17 protein-coding genes and 1 tRNA gene are annotated in these 15,116 nt (G+C 67.3%); 10 read left to right on the top strand and 8 right to left on the bottom strand.

All coding sequences use genetic code 11. The annotated features are described in order from the left end of the window. Window positions 1–9: 9 nt before the first annotated feature. Window positions 10–960 carry a helix-turn-helix transcriptional regulator gene (locus AC1DY7_RS01535; RefSeq protein ID WP_477491876.1) on the bottom strand — a complete coding sequence of 317 codons (951 nt, stop codon included), beginning with the start codon at window positions 958–960 and terminating at the stop codon, window positions 10–12. A gap of 62 nt (window positions 961–1,022) precedes the next feature. Here AC1DY7_RS01535 and AC1DY7_RS01530 point away from each other — a divergent pair, with 62 nt between their 5' ends. Both AC1DY7_RS01530 and AC1DY7_RS01525 read left to right on the top strand, forming a co-directional pair. Beyond that, window positions 1,023–1,538 (top strand): DinB family protein, encoded by a 516-nt coding sequence (locus AC1DY7_RS01530; RefSeq protein WP_477491875.1) that lies wholly within the window; start codon window positions 1,023–1,025, stop codon window positions 1,536–1,538. Between the two features lies 1 nt (window position 1,539). Continuing rightward, entirely contained in the window at window positions 1,540–2,133 is a 594-nt protein-coding gene (locus AC1DY7_RS01525; protein WP_477491874.1) for a DinB family protein, read from the top strand. Window positions 2,134–2,152: 19 nt separating this feature from the next. Here AC1DY7_RS01525 and AC1DY7_RS01520 read toward each other — a convergent pair whose 3' ends face one another. Continuing rightward, the gene (locus AC1DY7_RS01520; protein WP_477491873.1) at window positions 2,153–2,728 is read right to left on the bottom strand and encodes a TetR/AcrR family transcriptional regulator; all 576 of its coding nucleotides are present in this window, start codon (window positions 2,726–2,728) and stop codon (window positions 2,153–2,155) included. Window positions 2,729–2,804: 76 nt separating this feature from the next. Here AC1DY7_RS01520 and AC1DY7_RS01515 point away from each other — a divergent pair, with 76 nt between their 5' ends. The 7 genes from AC1DY7_RS01515 (at window position 2,805) to AC1DY7_RS01485 (ending at window position 10,512) form a co-directional block, all read left to right on the top strand. Then, the gene (locus AC1DY7_RS01515) at window positions 2,805–3,794 is read left to right on the top strand and encodes an oxygenase MpaB family protein (protein ID WP_477491955.1); all 990 of its coding nucleotides are present in this window, start codon (window positions 2,805–2,807) and stop codon (window positions 3,792–3,794) included. Window positions 3,795–3,846: 52 nt separating this feature from the next. Continuing rightward, entirely contained in the window at window positions 3,847–5,211 is a 1,365-nt protein-coding gene (locus AC1DY7_RS01510; protein ID WP_477491872.1) for an ABC1 kinase family protein, read from the top strand. After that, complete coding sequence (locus AC1DY7_RS01505; protein ID WP_477491871.1) at window positions 5,208–6,104, top strand: alpha/beta fold hydrolase; 897 nt, start codon at window positions 5,208–5,210, stop codon at window positions 6,102–6,104. Before AC1DY7_RS01510 ends, AC1DY7_RS01505 begins: the two co-directional genes overlap by 4 nt. Before the next feature lie 82 nt (window positions 6,105–6,186). Further along, window positions 6,187–6,882, top strand: a complete 696-nt coding sequence (locus tag AC1DY7_RS01500) for a YciI family protein (RefSeq protein ID WP_477491870.1) — start codon at window positions 6,187–6,189, stop codon at window positions 6,880–6,882. 11 nt (window positions 6,883–6,893) lie between these two features. Further along, window positions 6,894–8,093, top strand: coding sequence for an RNA polymerase sigma factor (locus AC1DY7_RS01495; protein WP_477491869.1), 1,200 nt, complete (start codon window positions 6,894–6,896; stop codon window positions 8,091–8,093). A 56-nt stretch (window positions 8,094–8,149) separates the two neighbouring features. Then, complete coding sequence (locus AC1DY7_RS01490; RefSeq protein ID WP_477491868.1) at window positions 8,150–9,091, top strand: endonuclease/exonuclease/phosphatase family protein; 942 nt, start codon at window positions 8,150–8,152, stop codon at window positions 9,089–9,091. A gap of 272 nt (window positions 9,092–9,363) precedes the next feature. Further along, window positions 9,364–10,512 carry an acyltransferase family protein gene (locus tag AC1DY7_RS01485; RefSeq protein WP_477491867.1) on the top strand — a complete coding sequence of 383 codons (1,149 nt, stop codon included), beginning with the start codon at window positions 9,364–9,366 and terminating at the stop codon, window positions 10,510–10,512. Between the two features lie 13 nt (window positions 10,513–10,525). Here AC1DY7_RS01485 and AC1DY7_RS01480 read toward each other — a convergent pair whose 3' ends face one another. Further along, complete coding sequence (locus AC1DY7_RS01480; protein WP_477491866.1) at window positions 10,526–11,179, bottom strand: SGNH/GDSL hydrolase family protein; 654 nt, start codon at window positions 11,177–11,179, stop codon at window positions 10,526–10,528. A gap of 98 nt (window positions 11,180–11,277) precedes the next feature. Between AC1DY7_RS01480 and AC1DY7_RS01475 the strand changes: the two genes are divergently transcribed. Further along, entirely contained in the window at window positions 11,278–12,264 is a 987-nt protein-coding gene (locus AC1DY7_RS01475) for an SGNH hydrolase domain-containing protein (protein WP_477491865.1), read from the top strand. Between the two features lie 76 nt (window positions 12,265–12,340). On the opposite strand, the gene rplA is transcribed toward AC1DY7_RS01475, so the two are convergent. The 5 genes from rplA to AC1DY7_RS01450 all read right to left on the bottom strand — a co-directional run bounded on the left by rplA (window position 12,341) and on the right by AC1DY7_RS01450 (window position 15,080). Continuing rightward, window positions 12,341–13,054, bottom strand: coding sequence for a 50S ribosomal protein L1 (gene rplA, locus AC1DY7_RS01470; protein WP_477491864.1), 714 nt, complete (start codon window positions 13,052–13,054; stop codon window positions 12,341–12,343). 66 nt (window positions 13,055–13,120) lie between these two features. Continuing rightward, entirely contained in the window at window positions 13,121–13,549 is a 429-nt protein-coding gene (gene rplK, locus AC1DY7_RS01465; protein ID WP_083031865.1) for a 50S ribosomal protein L11, read from the bottom strand. Between the two features lie 69 nt (window positions 13,550–13,618). Then, on the bottom strand, window positions 13,619–14,458 hold the full coding sequence (gene nusG, locus AC1DY7_RS01460; protein ID WP_477491863.1) for a transcription termination/antitermination protein NusG: 840 nt from the start codon (window positions 14,456–14,458) through the stop codon (window positions 13,619–13,621). 29 nt (window positions 14,459–14,487) lie between these two features. Continuing rightward, a complete protein-coding gene (secE, locus tag AC1DY7_RS01455; protein WP_477491862.1) occupies window positions 14,488–14,940 on the bottom strand; it encodes a preprotein translocase subunit SecE in 453 nt (150 codons plus the stop codon). A 67-nt stretch (window positions 14,941–15,007) separates the two neighbouring features. Continuing rightward, window positions 15,008–15,080: transfer RNA gene (locus AC1DY7_RS01450), tRNA-Trp, on the bottom strand. Window positions 15,081–15,116 lie beyond the last annotated feature (36 nt).

Below are 15,116 nucleotides of genomic sequence, written 5' to 3'. Positions count from 1 at the left end.
GACCGCACCTTACGTTCGCGCGGCCGCCCGCTGCAGGCGTTCGGCTGCGGCGCGCACCGCGTCGGCCACCTCCGGTGGGTCCAGCACCTCGAACTCGCAACCGGGCATGGCCAGATACAGCGCCATCCGGTCGGGATCGTCGGCGCCGGTGGTGACGATGCACGCATCGGGACCGTCGGGTTCAATCTGTACCGAGGCCGCGGAAAAGGTCTGGGAGACAACGTCTTGGGTGGCGTGATAGCGCACCCGGGCGATGTACCGGTACGGCGAGGAGGTGATGGCACGTCGCACATAGGCGGCCGCATCGGGTGCCTGCCGCGGGATGAAGGTGCTCCCGGCCGCGCAGACGCCGGACATCCGGTCCAGGCGCAGGGTACGCCAGTCGGCGCGGTCGCGGTCATAGCCAAACAGGTACCAGCGCCGTCCGGTGGTCACCAGTTGGTAGGGCTCCAGGCGGCGCGTGGTGGCAGTGCCGCGGATGTCGACGTAGCCGCAGCCGATGTGTTCGTGGTCGCGGCTGGCCCGGGCCAGGGTCATCAGGATGTCCGGGTCGACCGGGTCCTCGGCGGCGGAGGTGAGGGTGACGGTGGCGTCGTGCACGGCGGCCACCTGGGAGCGCAGTCGAGACGGCATCACCTGATCGAGTTTGGACAGCGCGCGCAACGCAGATTCGCCGACGCCGGCCACACTGCCGCCGGCGGCCAGGCGCAGACAGACGGCCATGGCGACAGCCTCATCCGGATCGAGCAGCAGCGGCGGCAGAGCGGCGCCCGCGCCCAGTTGGTATCCGCCGCCGTGCCCCTTGCTCGCGTGCACCGGATAGCCGAGATCGCGCAGCCGCTCGACATCGCGACGCACGCTGCGGGTGGTGACCTCGAGACGGTCGGCCAGTTCCTCGGAGGTCCAGACCCGGCGTGATTGCAGCAGGCCGAGAAGCTGCAGAACCCTGGCGGTGCTCATGTTCACCATCTTGACGCATTTATAGGACCGATTCTGTCCTATATAGATGTCAAGGTGGGTTCATGTACACCGACCTCCTGGCCGACCAGCTGGACTTCCACTGGACCCACCAGCTGCGGCCACGCCTGTCCGGCCTCACCGATGACGAGTACTTCTGGGAGCCGGTACCGGGCTGCTGGACTCTGCATCGGGATGGCGCCATCGATTTCGCCTATCCCCCACCGCAACCCGAACCGTTCACCACCATCGCGTGGCGGCTGGCCCACGTCATCGTCGGCGTACTGGCCATGCGCAACCACTCCCATTTCGGCGGCCCGCCTGCCGACTACGAATCGTGGGCGTATGCCACCTCGGCGGGTACGGCGCTGCGTCAGCTCGATGAGGCGTACGCGCGCTGGATCACCGGCGTGCGGGCCCTCTCCGACGACGACCTGACCCAGCCCTGCGGTCCCGCCGAGGGCCCGTACGCGGACGAGTCCATGGCCGTGCTCGTTCTACACATCAACCGCGAGATGATCCACCACGGCGCCGAAATCGCCTGCATCCGTGACCTTTACATCCACTCGAAGGAGAACTGACATGCCCGGTATGCCCGCCCCCGCCACCGACGAGCGCCAGACCCTGATCAACTTCCTGGCCTTCCAACAGAACGCGTTCCTCGCCGTGGCCTACGGCCTCACCGACGAGCAGGCCCGCGCCACCCCGTCGGCCAGCGCGCTGTCCATCGGCGGCCTGATCAAACACGTGACCAACTGCCAGCACGGCTGGACCGAACGCGCCGCCCAGGCTCCGGCCATCCCCACGCCTGACGCCCGGCCGATGGAGGAACTGATGGCCGAGTATCAGGACCAGTACGTGATGCGCGACGACGAGACGCTGAGCGAGCTGCTGGCGGCACTGGAAGCGCAGAACGCCGCCACCCTGCGAGTGTTCGCCGAGGCGGACTTCGACACCCCGGTGCCGGTACCCCACGAAGTGCCGTGGTTCCCGCAGGACATCGACCACTGGTCGGTGCGGTGGGTGCTGCTGCACCTGGTCGAGGAGCTGTCCCGGCACGCCGGCCACGCCGACATCATCCGCGAAACCGTCGACGGCGCAACGATGTACGAACTCCTCGCCGCGGCCGAGGAATGGCCGGAGACCGACTGGATCAAGCGCTGGAAGGCCAACTAGGCCCGCACCGCGAGCCGGTTCAGCGACCGAGGACCAACACCAACGCCGTATCCACCACCACGTCCAGGTCCGAGCCCAGCCCGCCGGCGAGCCACTGCTGGGCCAGCTCGGCCATCGCGCCGGTGTACATCGCCGCCCCGACGCGCGCCGGGACCGGATCCGAGCCGACCTCGGCGAGTACGGCGGCCAACAGCAGATCCTGGGTGGCGGCCCGGCGCGCGGTCAGCACCGGGTTGGCGCGCGCGTCGGTGAACAGCACCCGGCCGCGGCGCGGGTCGGCCGAGGCGAAGCCCAGCACCGCGGCCATCCCGGCCCTGGTGCGCGCCCGCACCGAGTCCGGCGCGGCCGACATCGCCGCCTCCACCTCCTCCGCGAGCTCGGTGCCCACCTTGTCGTACACCGCGCCGAGCAGCTCGTCGGTGTCGGCGAAGCTCTCGTAGAAGTAGCGGGTGTTCAGCTCGCAGGCTCGGCACACCGACCGCACCGACAGCGCCGCCTCGCCATCGTCACCGAACAGCCCGTAGGCGGCGTCGATCAACAACCCGCGCCGCTCTGTGCGCCGGTCGGTCAGCGCGACACCCGCCCACCGAGTCATCGGTCCAGGTTAGATCTGGCTACGGATGTAACCAAACGCTATTCTGGTCACAATCGTGACCAGAAGGGATGTGGGGATGGCCCTGCCGCACCAGATCGTCGAGCAGAAGTTGCAGGATCACTTCGATCGCAACGTCCGCAAGCACTACTTCCGCGGGCTGGAATTCGCCGAACCCGCGGGTGACCCGGGCTGGTTCGGCCCGGGCAGCGCCGTCTGGCACGTGCATTCACACACCGAGGCGCTGATCTTCGGTCTGCAGTGCGCGGCCTACATCGAACGCCTCGACCCCTCCATCTACTGGATGGGCATGCACCACTCGCGTCTGGTCAAACGCGACGACGACGGCACCGCGATCCCGGTGGTGGACCCCAAGGGCGCCGCCGTCCGCCTCGGGCACTCGATCGCGTTCTTCATCGGCACCGCCTACGGCAACACCGAGTCCGCCGAACGGGTCGCCCGCACCGTGCGCGCCATGCACCACACCATCAAGGGCACCCGCCCCGACGGGGCCGTCTACGACGCCGACGACCCGGACTGGTTGCGCTGGAACTACGCGACCGTCGTCTGGGGTATCGCCTCCGCGCACGAGCTGTATCACCCGAACCCGTTGCGCGGGAAGAAGCTCGATCGCTACTACGGCGAGTTCATCCGGGTCGGGCACGCCCTGGGCGGTACCGACCTGCCCAGCACCAAGGCCGAGACGTTGGAGTGCCTGCACTCCTACCTGCCGCGGCTGGCGCTGACCCACGGCGCGGCGATGGCCACCGGCCCCAACCTGCCGATGCCGCAGAGCGCCATCGACTGGGCGATCCGCGACACCATGCCGAAATGGGCCAAGCAGCTGATCGGGCACACCGACCCCAACGCGATCGAGCGGGCCGGGCGGCGCGCCATCGTCTGGTGTGCCATCAACGGCCTGCACACCGCCGCCGGACCCACCCGGGAATTCCGCGAAGCCCAGGCGCGGGTCGAGGGCGGCACCGCTGTCCCCCACACCGTGCCGTCCTACGTCCTGGGCACCGATCCGGAGCGCACCCGCAGCGACGTCGAGCTCAACCTGGTGTGACACAGACCACCCGAGTTTTTGGCGTTACCGGCGGTTTTGAGACACTGCAAGGATGAGCACTCAGCCTTCGAAGCCCAAGCACCGTGAGGTAGCCAGGCTCGATCGGGTGCCGCTGCCGGTCGAGGCGGCCCGGATCGGGGCCACCGGATGGCAGGTCACCCGCGCCGGCGCCCGCGTCGTCGCGAACTTCCTGGGCAAAGGCAGCCTGCAGCAGAAGATCATGAAGCAGGTTCCGCAGGCCTTCGCCGACCTCGGTCCCACCTACGTCAAGTTCGGCCAGATCATCGCGTCCAGCCCGGGTGCGTTCGGCGAGCCGTTGTCGCGGGAGTTCCGTGGCCTGCTCGACCGCGTCCCGCCCGCCGACCAGAACGCCGTGCACAAGCTGCTCGCCGAAGAACTCGGCGGCGAACCGAAGGACCTGTTCAAGTCCTTCGACGAGGCGCCCTTCGCGTCCGCCTCGATCGCGCAGGTGCACTACGCGACGCTGCATTCCGGCGAAGAGGTCGTCGTGAAGATCCAGCGCCCCGGCATCCGCCGCCGGGTGGCCGCGGACCTGCAGATCCTCAAGCGCGGGGCCCAGGTCGTCGAACTCGCGAAGCTGGGCCGCCGGCTGTCCGCCCAGGACGTCGTCGCCGACTTCTCCGACAACCTCGCCGAGGAACTCGACTTCCGCTTGGAGGCGCAGTCCATGGACGCCTGGGTGGCGCACATGCACGCCTCCCCGCTGGGCGAGGACATCCGGGTGGCGCAGGTCTACTGGGATCTGACCAGCGAGCGCGTGCTCACCATGGAGCGCATCCAGGGCACCCGGATCGACGACGTCGCCGCGATCCGCAAGAAGGGCTTCGACGGCGAGGCCCTGGTGAAGGCGTTGTTGTTCAGCGTGTTCGAGGGCGGGCTGCGTCACGGCCTGTTCCACGGCGACCTGCACGCCGGCAATCTCTACGTCGACGACGACGGCAAGATCGTCTTCTTCGACTTCGGCATCATGGGCCGCATCGACCCGCGCACCCGGTGGCTGCTGCGCGAACTCGTCTACGCGCTGCTGGTGAAGAAGGACCACGCCGCGGCGGGCAAGATCGTCGTGCTGATGGGCGCCGTCGGCACCGTCAAGCCCGAGGCCCAGGCGGCCAAGGATCTGGAGAAGTTCACCGCGCCACTGACCATGTCCTCGCTCGGCGACATGAGTTACGCCGAGATCGGTAAACAACTTTCGACGCTGGCCGACGCCTATGACGTCAAGCTGCCGCGCGAGCTCGTGCTGATCGGCAAGCAGTTCCTCTACGTCGAGCGCTACATGAAGCTGCTGGCGCCGCGGTGGCAGATGATGAGCGACCCGCAGTTCACCGGGTACTTCGCGAACTTCATGGTGGAGATCAGCCGCGACCACAAGAACCAAGACGAAGGACAGCAATGATCGCCCGCACCGGAACCGCCACCCACGGCGATATCGAGATCGCCTACGAGGACATGGGCAATCCCGACGATCCCGCGGTCCTGCTCATCATGGGACTCGGCGCGCAACTCCTGCTGTGGCGCAAGGGTTTCTGCGAGAAGCTCGTCGATCAGGGCTTGCGGGTCATCCGGTACGACAACCGCGACATCGGGTTGTCCTCCAAGCTGCCCGGTGCCCGCAGCGGCGCGCCGCTACCCACCCGGATGGCGCGGTCCTTCCTGGGACTCAAGAGCCCGGCCGGCTACACGCTCGAAGACATGGCCGACGACGCCGGCGCCCTGCTGGATCACCTCGGGATCGACCGGGCGCATGTGGTCGGCGCGTCGATGGGCGGCATGATCGCCCAGGTCTTCGCCGCCCGGCACACCCACCGGACGCGCAGCCTCGGGGTGATCTTCTCCAGCAACAACCAGGCCATGTTGCCGCCGCCCGGCCCCAAACAGCTTCTGGCCCTGCTCACCAAGCCCAAGGACTCCTCGCGCGACGGCATCATCGACAACTCGGTGCGATTGCTGAGCATCATCGGCAGCCCGGGATACCCGACCCCCGAGGAGCAGTCCCGCGCCGACGCCGCCGAAGGTTATGACCGTTCGTACTATCCGGCCGGCGTCGGCAGGCAGTTCGCCGCCATCATGGGCAGCGGCAGCCTGCGGCATTACGACCGGCAGATCACCGTGCCGACCGTCGTCATCCACGGCAAGGCGGACAAGCTGATGCGGCCGTCCGGCGGGCGGGCGATCGCCCGCGCCATCCCCGGGGCGCGGCTGGTGTTGTTCGACGGGATGGCCCACGACCTGCCCGAAGCGTTGTGGGACGACATCGTCGGCGAATTGAAGTCGAACTTCGTGGGCTGAGTCTGTCGGATTGCGTCGTAGCCGTTCGTCGTACAGGTAGAGAGTGGGACGCTAGGGTCCCGCCCCTACCGGAGGATTCGCCATGTACTACTTCGCACTGCTGCTGAGCCCCGAACGCGAACTGACCCCCGCCGAGGGCGGCGCCGAGATGGCCGCCTATCAGGAATTCCATGCCAACGCCGGGGCCGCCATCCGCGCCGGGGACGCACTGGGCCCCGCCCGGGACGGCACACTGATCAGCGGCTGGCCGGGTCAGCCGGTGGTGACCGACGGCCCGTATACCGAGGGCGCCGAGGTCGCGGGCGGCTACTACGTGTTCGAGGCCGACAACCTCGACGATGCGCTGGGGATCGCGGGCCAGATCCCGGCGGCACAGTACGGCGCCGTCGAGGTGTGGCCGATGGTGCACTGGAATGCCCCCACGGAGCCCGTCGGATCGAATTGGCTTGCCCTGCTGCTGGAATCGCCGGATGAGGTCAACACACCCGGTTCACCCGAATTCGAGGCACGGGTCGCCGATCATGTCGAAGCCCACAAGACCATCGGCGACCACATCCTCGGCGGCGCACCGCTGCACCCGCCGGCCACCGCCACGACGGTTCGGGTGCGCGACGGCAAGACACTGCTGACCGACGGCCCCTACGCGGAGGGCGCCGAGGTGGCCAATGGGTTCTATCTGCTGCGCGCCGGCGACCGGGACGAGGCAGTCAAACTCGCGTCGATGATTCCCGCGGGATCGGTCGCGGTGCGCCAACTCGCCGGGATCTCCGGCCTGTAACAGTTTCGCCGATGACGAACCTGGACGGCGTCTTCCGCCGCGAATGGGGACCGACGGTGGCCGCACTGGCCCGCTGGTGCGGCGACCTCACCATCGCCGAGGACGCCGTCCAGGACGCGTTCACCGAAGCATTGCATGCCTGGGCCGACGGGCCCCCGGCCAACCCCGGCGGCTGGCTGATGACCGTCGCACGCAATCGTGCCCTGGACCGGTTCCGGCGCGAATCCGCCCGCCCCGGAAAGGAACTCGCCGGGATGCCCACACCGACCGACGCACCGGTGCACCCCGTCCGCGATGACGAACTGCGGATGATGTTCACCTGCGCACACCCCGCCCTGGACCCACCGTCGCAGCTGGCCCTGACCTTGCGGCTGATCTCCGGGCTGACGGTGCCCGAGATCGCCCGGGCGCTCATGCAGTCCGAAGCCGCTGTCGGACAACGGATCACCCGCGCCAAGAACAAGATCCGGCACGCCAACATCCCGTTGCGGGTGCCACCGGCTGAACTGCTCGGCGAACGGACACCGCACGTGCTGGCCTGCGTGTACTCGGTGTTCACCGAGGGGTACTGGTCCACCGGCGGACCGTCGGCCATCCGGGATGACCTGTGCGACGAGGGTGTGCGCCTGGCCGGCGAACTGTGCGCATTGATGCCGACGGCACGCGACGCACACGCCCTGGCCGCGCTGACCCTGCTGCACGACTCCCGGCGCGACACCAGGGTCGACGCCGACGCCGTCCTGACACCCCTGGAGGAACAGGACCGCAGCCGGTGGGACCGCACCCGGATCGCCCGCGGGCTGGACCGGCTGACCCTGGCGGCCGGCGCGCAAGGACCGTATCTGCCACAGGCGGTGATCGCGGCCGTCCACGCCACGGCCCCGCATTGGGCGGCCACGGATTGGTCGACCATCTGCTCGGCCTACGACCGGCTCGTCGCGCTCACCGATTCGCCGATGGCCCGCGCCAACCGGGCGCTGGCGCTGGGTTTCCGCGACGGCTTCGACGCCGGTCTCGCCGCGCTCGACGAGGTGGCCGATGATCCCCGCCTTGCGCGGTCCAGCGTGTACGCCTCGATCCGGGCCGACCTGCTGCGCCGGTCCGGCCGGCTGCCCGAGGCGGCGCATTGGTATCGAGTCGCCTTGGACCGCAACGCCTCCGACCCGGCCCGTCAATTTCTCCACCGGCGGCTGAGCGAGTGCGGGCACTGACAGGCATCCTCGGTCGGCACGAGCCGACCGGACCATCGTAAGATCGAGCCATCGACATGTCCGGCTGGGGCCGAGCTCTGACCCGCTCAGCCGGGCTGGCCGCCTTCATGATCGCCGCCGGCGCGTTGGCCGCACGCTTCTTTCCCATCGTCAACCACGTCGTACTGGGCCTTGCGGTGCTGGCCCCCTACCTGATGTGCGGCGCGTTGCTCGCCGCGGCGCTGGCGGTCTGGGCGCGTGCGTGGAAGCTGACGGCGGTCTCGCTGGTGCTGACCGTTGCCGTCATCGCCGTCCAGCTGCCGTGGTACCGAGCCGACCCGAGGCCCGAAGGGGTCACGGTGCGCATCGTCACGGCCAACGTGAAGTACAGCCACGTCCCGCCGTCCGACATGGTCCGGCTTGCCGAAGATCACGCCGATATCGTTATGGTGCAAGAACTTACACCGGGACTGGCAGAGGCGATGTCCGCCGGGCTGGCCCGCGATTTTCCGTATCGCGCCGTGCGGGCCAGGGAGGGCGCGGCCGGAGTCGGCCTGTGGAGCCGCTACCCGATCACCGGTTGGACGACCGACGAGGCCTTCACCCAGGGCTTCGTCGCCGCGCACGTGCAACTTCCGAGCGGTCGGCCGTTGGTCGCCGTCTCAGCCCACCTGTTGGCACCGTGGCCCGAACCCTCCTCGGATTGGCGCGGTGACATGGCCCGCCTGAACGAGGCGTTGCAACAGCTTCCTGCCGACAAGCCGGTGATTCTCGGCGGCGACCTCAACGCGACGCCCGATCTACGGGAATTCCGCGCATTGCTGCACAACGGGTTTCACGACGGGGCCGCCCAAGCCGGGGCCGGGATCACCCGCACGTATCCCGCCGACAGCACCGTCCCGCCGCTCATCGCCATCGATCACGTTCTCACCCGGGGTGCGACGGTGACGGCCATGACGACACTGAGCCTGCCCGGGTCCGACCATCGGGCCCTGGCCGCCACCGTCGTCCTGTCCTAGACGCCGGCCAGCAAATTTAGCAAACTTTCTCCTCCGTCACTCACACAGCGCGTCGAACCCACAGCTGTTACGGTGGCCACACTCAGATCTGCGTCTAATTCGCAGCTTGCAGGTTCACGGGGGTGGACATGGAGAGTGCACGATCGGGTGGCCACGTAGACGCGATTGGACCCGAACATGTTGCGTTAGGAAATTTTCCCCCTCCCGCCGGCGCGGCTCCGCCCCCCGTCGCCGAGCCGCGTAGAACCGCGTTTCGGCCCGACATCGAAGGCATGCGAGCCATCGCAGTGGGGCTGGTTCTGCTCTTCCACGCCTACGGTCATCCGTTCACCGGCGGATACATCGGAGTGGACGTCTTCTTCGTCATCTCCGGCTTTCTGATCACCGGACTGCTGCTCAACGAACAGACCCGAGACGGTCGCGTATCGATCGGCAAGTTCTATGCGCGACGCGTCCGGCGCATCCTGCCCGCGTCGACGCTGGTGGTRCTGGCGACCGTGTTCGCCACCTACCTGTGGCTCGGCTTCATCACCGGCAATGCGGCCGCCAACGACGCCAAATGGACGGCGGTATTCGCCGCCAACTTCCGGTTCGCGGTGCTCGGCACCGATTACCTCGGCTCCCAACTGCCGCCGTCACCTCTGCAGCACATGTGGTCACTGGGTGTCGAAGAGCAGTTCTACGTGGTGTGGCCGGGCCTGTTCCTGTTGCTGGCACTGATGTTTCGCGGATCGCGGCATCGCACGGCACTGGCCTGTGCACTGCTGGTGATCATCGCCGCGTCGTTCACCTGGTCCGTCGTGCAGACATCGGACAACCAGACCTGGGCCTATTTCTCACCGTTCACCCGGGCATGGGAGTTGGGCCTGGGCGCACTGCTGGCGGTGCTGACGCCGGCCATCGCCCGACTGCGCCCCGGCTGGCTGCCGCAGCTGGCCGCGCTCGCCGGGCTGGGCGGCATCGTTGCCAGCGCCCTGATCCTGACCACTGCGACACACTTCCCGGGTTGGGCCGTGGCGTTCCCCGTCCTGAGCACCGGTCTTCTCATCGCGGCGGGCTGCGCGACCCACCACACCCTGGTCGGTCGCATCCTGGCGGTTCGGCCGATGCAGTGGCTCGGCGCACGGTCCTATTCGCTGTACCTATGGCACTGGCCGCTGCTGGTCATTCCGGCGCAGTACGTCGCGCACGATCTGAGTGCGTGGGAGGCCACCGGCTGGTTGGCAATCGCGGTGGTGGCTTCGGCGCTGTCCTATCGGTTCGTCGAGAACCCCATTCGACGGTCGCGTTTCCTGGCGCCGAGAAACGGTCTCACCCTGCTGTTCGGCGCAGCCATGATCGTCACCACCATCGTGGTCGCCTGGTACCAGATCGGCACACACTACGGCTCATGGAACGTCCTGGAATTCGGGTCGTTTTGACAGTCCAGCAAACTCACGCACCGGACAGCGCCGAGACGACGCGGTCCGCGATGGCGCTGTGCCCGGCGTCGTTGACGTGCAACCCGTCGGCGTCGAACTCGTCGGGCCGCAACACGTACGTCGGCGAGATGAGCGAGACGTATTCGGCGCCGATTTCGTCGGCCGCGTCTCGGACCGCGCCATCGAGGGCAACCAGGTCCGGGGTGATCTGGTCGAGAAAAGTGGGCCCGACGGCGACGATCCGGGCCTGCGGCAGATCCTCGCGGAGCCGGCGGTAGGTCTGATGAACCGCGTCCACGACGGCTTCCCTGTCCGCGGCGATGTCGCGGCGATCGTTGACGCCCCCCGCTACCACGACGACATCGGGTGCGGCAGCGGTGATTTCATCGATCCGGTAGCGGTAGGCCTTCCCCTTGTCCGAATACGTGAAGTAACCCGTACCGCCCACCCCGAAATTCTTCTCCACCCAGCCCATCCGCTCCGCGACCTGCGTCGACCACCGTCGGCCGCGGTCTGGGATGCCCCATCCCCAGGTGTACGAGTCCCCGAGGAACGCCGCCACCGGCTGTCCCGCGTTCGCGGATCCAACCACCGGCGCGGGACCCGGCGCGGGCGCGCACGCGGCCGATACCACGACGGCCGCCAAGACCGCGAACACACGTCTCATGCCACCAGTGTGCTCGCTGAAGCCCGCACGGGCCAATCGAGCAAACACTCGATGTTTCGAAGCAACCGTTCCAGAATGCCTACCGAGGGGAGTTCGAGGTGAAGCGTCTCATTCCGATGTTCGTGATGGTCATGGTCGTCCTCACGTCGTGTGCGCTGCCGAACAGCAGCGCTCCGGAAACGACATCCGCTGATGCATCTGGTGCCGAGTCGGCGCCCCCGCCACCACCCGTCCCCCTGGACAAGGTGCTGGCCGCCGTCGACGCTGCCCAGTCGGCTACCCAGCTGCCGGCCAGTGTGACCCCGGCGGTGCTGAGCAAGGTACAGCGCTCCGACATCGGCCTGTGGGGAATGCCGGACTGCAACCCGGAATACGGGACGATATCCCTCGACGATCTCGAGCCCTGCACGGTCGGAGATGCCGAGGGCGCAAAGACTTTGGTGGTGATCGGCGATTCGCAGGCCCTGCAGTGGTCCGGGAGTCTGGACTGGGTGGGCAAGCGCAACGGCTGGAAGGTCGTCGTCCTCGGCAAGGACAACTGCGGGCCGGCGACGCTGACCTACTACCAGTACCAACTGAAGCGTGACTTCACCGAGTGTGACGAGTGGCAGAAATGGCGGATGGACCAGATCGGCGAACTCAAGCCGGCCGCCGTGCTGATGATCGGCTGGTACGGCGGCAACACCGGACCCGACCGCCCTTTCGGCCCGGATATCTGGCGTGATGCCCTGGTCGCCACTGTCAAGCAGCTGCCACCGGGCGTGAAAGCGGCGATGCTGACCAATCAGCCGCACATCACGCTGAATCCGGGTGACTGCCTGGCCCGGAACACCAAGGACATCCAGAAGTGCAACGAGCCTGCCGCGGCAGTCGTCGACGCGGAGGGCACCGGCGCGTTCCGGGCCGCCGCAGAGGCCACCCAAGCCACGCTGATCGACGTCACCCCGTGGTTCTGCGGTGCGCAATCATGTCCCGTGGTGGTCGATCCCAACGTCGTCTACTCGGGCAAGTACCACATCACCCACGACTACGGCCACTTCCTGTCCGGCGTCGTCAGCGATGCGCTGCAACCGGTGATGGGATAGCGACCCGCAGCCCGAAATGCCGAATGGCCGGCCATCTTTCGATGACCGGCCATTCGGAACAGCGTGTGGCGCAGGCTCAGACCTGCTCCTCCGTGAAGTTGCGGGTCACGGCCGGGTCCACGGGGATGCCGGGGCCGGTGGTGGTGGAGACGGTGATCTTCTTCAGGTAGCGGCCCTTGGAGGAGGACGGCTTGGCGCGAAGGATCTCGTCGAGCGCGGCCCCGTAGTTCTCGGCCAGCTTGGTGTCGTCGAAGGACGCCTTGCCGATGACGAAGTGCAGGTTGGCCTGCTTGTCGACGCGGAAGTTGATCTTGCCGCCCTTGATGTCGTTGACGGCCTTGGTGACGTCAGCGGTCACGGTGCCCGTCTTGGGGTTCGGCATCAGGCCACGCGGGCCCAGCACGCGGGCGATACGACCGACCTTGGCCATCTGGTCGGGCGTGGCGATCGCGGCGTCGAAGTCCAGGAACCCACCCTGGATCTTCTCGATCAGGTCGTCGCTACCAACCACGTCCGCTCCGGCGGCCAGGGCCTGCTCGGCCTTCTCACCCACGGCGAACACCGCGACACGGGCCGTCTTACCGGTGCCGTGCGGAAGGTTCACGGTGCCACGGACCATCTGGTCGGCCTTGCGGGGATCCACGCCCAGCCGGATGGCGACCTCGACGGTCGCATCCTGCTTCTTGGACGAGGTCTCCCGGGCCAGGCGTGCGGCCTGCAGCGGGGAGTAGAGGTTGTTGCGATCCACCTTCTCGGCGGCTTCGCGATATGCCTTGCTGTTCTTGCTCATTGTGATTCCAATCGTGTTACTGGACGGTGGTTGGCGAGCCGAGCCGGCTCTCCCACCCGTTCTGAATTATTCGACCGTTATACCCATGGAACGGGCAGTCCCGGCGATGATCTTCGCGGCTGCGTCGATGTCGTTGGCGTTGAGATCTTCCTTCTTGGTCTCGGCGATCTCACGCACCTGATCCCAGCTGACCTTGGCGACCTTGGTCTTGTGCGGCTCGCCGGAACCCTTCTGCACACCGGCAGCCTTGAGCAGCAGCCGTGCGGCGGGCGGGGTCTTCAGAGCGAAGGTGAAGCTGCGGTCCTCGTAGACGGTGATCTCCACGGGGATGACGTTGCCGCGCTGCGACTCGGTCGCGGCGTTGTACGCCTTGCAGAACTCCATGATGTTGACGCCGTGCTGACCGAGCGCCGGACCCACCGGCGGAGCAGGGTTGGCCTGCCCGGCCTGGATCTGAAGCTTGATGAGCCCGGTGACCTTTTTCTTCGGGGCCATGTTGTTCGGTGTTCCTTACTTTTCTTCCTGGAAGGGCGTGGGTTGCCCGTGTTGTTGAAAACTGAGTCGCTAGATCTTCGCGACCTGGGTGAAGGTCAATTCGACAGGCGTCTCGCGACCGAAGATCGACACCAGCACCTTGAGCTTCTGCTGCTCGGCGTTGACCTCGCTGATCGAGGCCGGCAGCGTGGCGAACGGCCCGTCCATGACGGTGACGGACTCGCCGACCTCGAAGTCGACGAGGATCTCGGGGCGTTCGAGGGTGGCCTCAGAAGACGCAGCGGACGCGGCCGACGCGGCCTTGCCTGCGGCGGCCTTTTTCGCGGCGCCCTGCGGCAGCAGGAACTTGACCACGTCGTCGAGCGACAGCGGCGACGGACGCGAGGTCGCGCCGACGAAACCCGTCACGCCGGGGGTGTTGCGCACCGCGCCCCACGACTCGTCGTTGAGTTCCATGCGCACCAGGATGTAACCCGGCAGCACCTTCCGGTTGACCTGCTTGCGCTGGCCGTTCTTGATCTCGGTGACCTCTTCGGTGGGCACCTCGACCTGGAAGATGTAGTCGCCGACGTCCAGGTTCTGCACGCGGGTCTCGAGGTTGGCCTTCACCTTGTTCTCGTAACCGGCGTAGCTGTGGATGACGTACCAGTCGCCCGGCTTGAGGCGCAGCTCCTTCTTGAGCGCGGTCGCCGGATCGACGTCCTCTTCCTCGGCGGCAGGAGCCTCGGCGGCTGGAGCCTCTGCGGCAGCCTCGACCTCGGTCTCAGCCGCGACGGGCTCGTCGACAGCGGGGGCGGCGGTGTCGTCCGCAGCCTCCAGCGTCTCGTCGAGCACGTCGACGGCCTCGCCCGAAGGCGTCTCGGCGTCGAGCTGGTCATCTGAACCAGATACGCCGTCGAAGCTAGTCACGGTTGTCAGTCCTCTCTCAGTACTTCTGGTCAGCCGAACACGAGCGACACGAGCTTGGCCAGCCCGAGGTCGACCCCGCCGATCAGCGCGACCATGAAGGCCAGGAACACCAGGACCACCGTGGTGTAGCTGACCATCTGCTTGCGGTTCGGCCAGATGACCTTGCGCAGCTCCGCGACGACCTGCTTCAGGTAGTTCCACACGAAGGTGAACGGGTTGACCCGCTTGGAGTCGGTCTTCTTCTTCGGTTTCGCGGCCTTGGTCTTCGTGCTCTTGGCAGCCGGTTCGGCATCCTGCGCGTCATCGACGGACTCGCTGTCCGCATCCGACGCCTCGTCGTCGACCGGGGCCGTCGCGGCACGCCGCGTCCGCTTGCCGGTCGGGCGCAGCGGGCGGGTCACGACAGCCGTATGGCCGGCCGCGTCCTCGATGCCCGTTGCTTCGGTGCCTTCGGAGCCAGCACTGTCGCGCTCGTCGCTCACCGCACGCCTTTCATCTGGTTCGGGTGGTCACCTACCAGTGTCCACACTCGTCGAGTATTCAGTTGAGCAGGGGCGACAGGACTTGAACCTGCAACCTGCGGTTTTGGAGACCGCTGCTCTGCCAGTTGAGCTACGCCCCTTTGGTCGCGGCCCTCACACAGTTCGCGCGCTCTCCG

Source organism: Mycobacterium sp. P2_H7 (assembly GCF_056403275.1).
Note: the sequence above shows the minus strand (reverse complement) of the source record. Positions and strands in the feature narration are given on the sequence as shown.

Coding starts and splice junctions, on each gene's coding strand:
- AC1DY7_RS01535 (WP_477491876.1), bottom strand. CDS start 960: ATGAGCACCGCCAGGGTTCTGCAGCTTCTCGGCCTGCTGCAATCACGC.
- AC1DY7_RS01530 (WP_477491875.1), top strand. CDS start 1,023: ATGTACACCGACCTCCTGGCCGACCAGCTGGACTTCCACTGGACCCAC.
- AC1DY7_RS01525 (WP_477491874.1), top strand. CDS start 1,540: ATGCCCGGTATGCCCGCCCCCGCCACCGACGAGCGCCAGACCCTGATC.
- AC1DY7_RS01520 (WP_477491873.1), bottom strand. CDS start 2,728: ATGACTCGGTGGGCGGGTGTCGCGCTGACCGACCGGCGCACAGAGCGG.
- AC1DY7_RS01515 (WP_477491955.1), top strand. CDS start 2,805: ATGGCCCTGCCGCACCAGATCGTCGAGCAGAAGTTGCAGGATCACTTC.
- AC1DY7_RS01510 (WP_477491872.1), top strand. CDS start 3,847: ATGAGCACTCAGCCTTCGAAGCCCAAGCACCGTGAGGTAGCCAGGCTC.
- AC1DY7_RS01505 (WP_477491871.1), top strand. CDS start 5,208: ATGATCGCCCGCACCGGAACCGCCACCCACGGCGATATCGAGATCGCC.
- AC1DY7_RS01500 (WP_477491870.1), top strand. CDS start 6,187: ATGTACTACTTCGCACTGCTGCTGAGCCCCGAACGCGAACTGACCCCC.
- AC1DY7_RS01495 (WP_477491869.1), top strand. CDS start 6,894: ATGACGAACCTGGACGGCGTCTTCCGCCGCGAATGGGGACCGACGGTG.
- AC1DY7_RS01490 (WP_477491868.1), top strand. CDS start 8,150: ATGTCCGGCTGGGGCCGAGCTCTGACCCGCTCAGCCGGGCTGGCCGCC.
- AC1DY7_RS01480 (WP_477491866.1), bottom strand. CDS start 11,179: ATGAGACGTGTGTTCGCGGTCTTGGCGGCCGTCGTGGTATCGGCCGCG.
- rplA (WP_477491864.1), bottom strand. CDS start 13,054: ATGAGCAAGAACAGCAAGGCATATCGCGAAGCCGCCGAGAAGGTGGAT.
- rplK (WP_083031865.1), bottom strand. CDS start 13,549: ATGGCCCCGAAGAAAAAGGTCACCGGGCTCATCAAGCTTCAGATCCAG.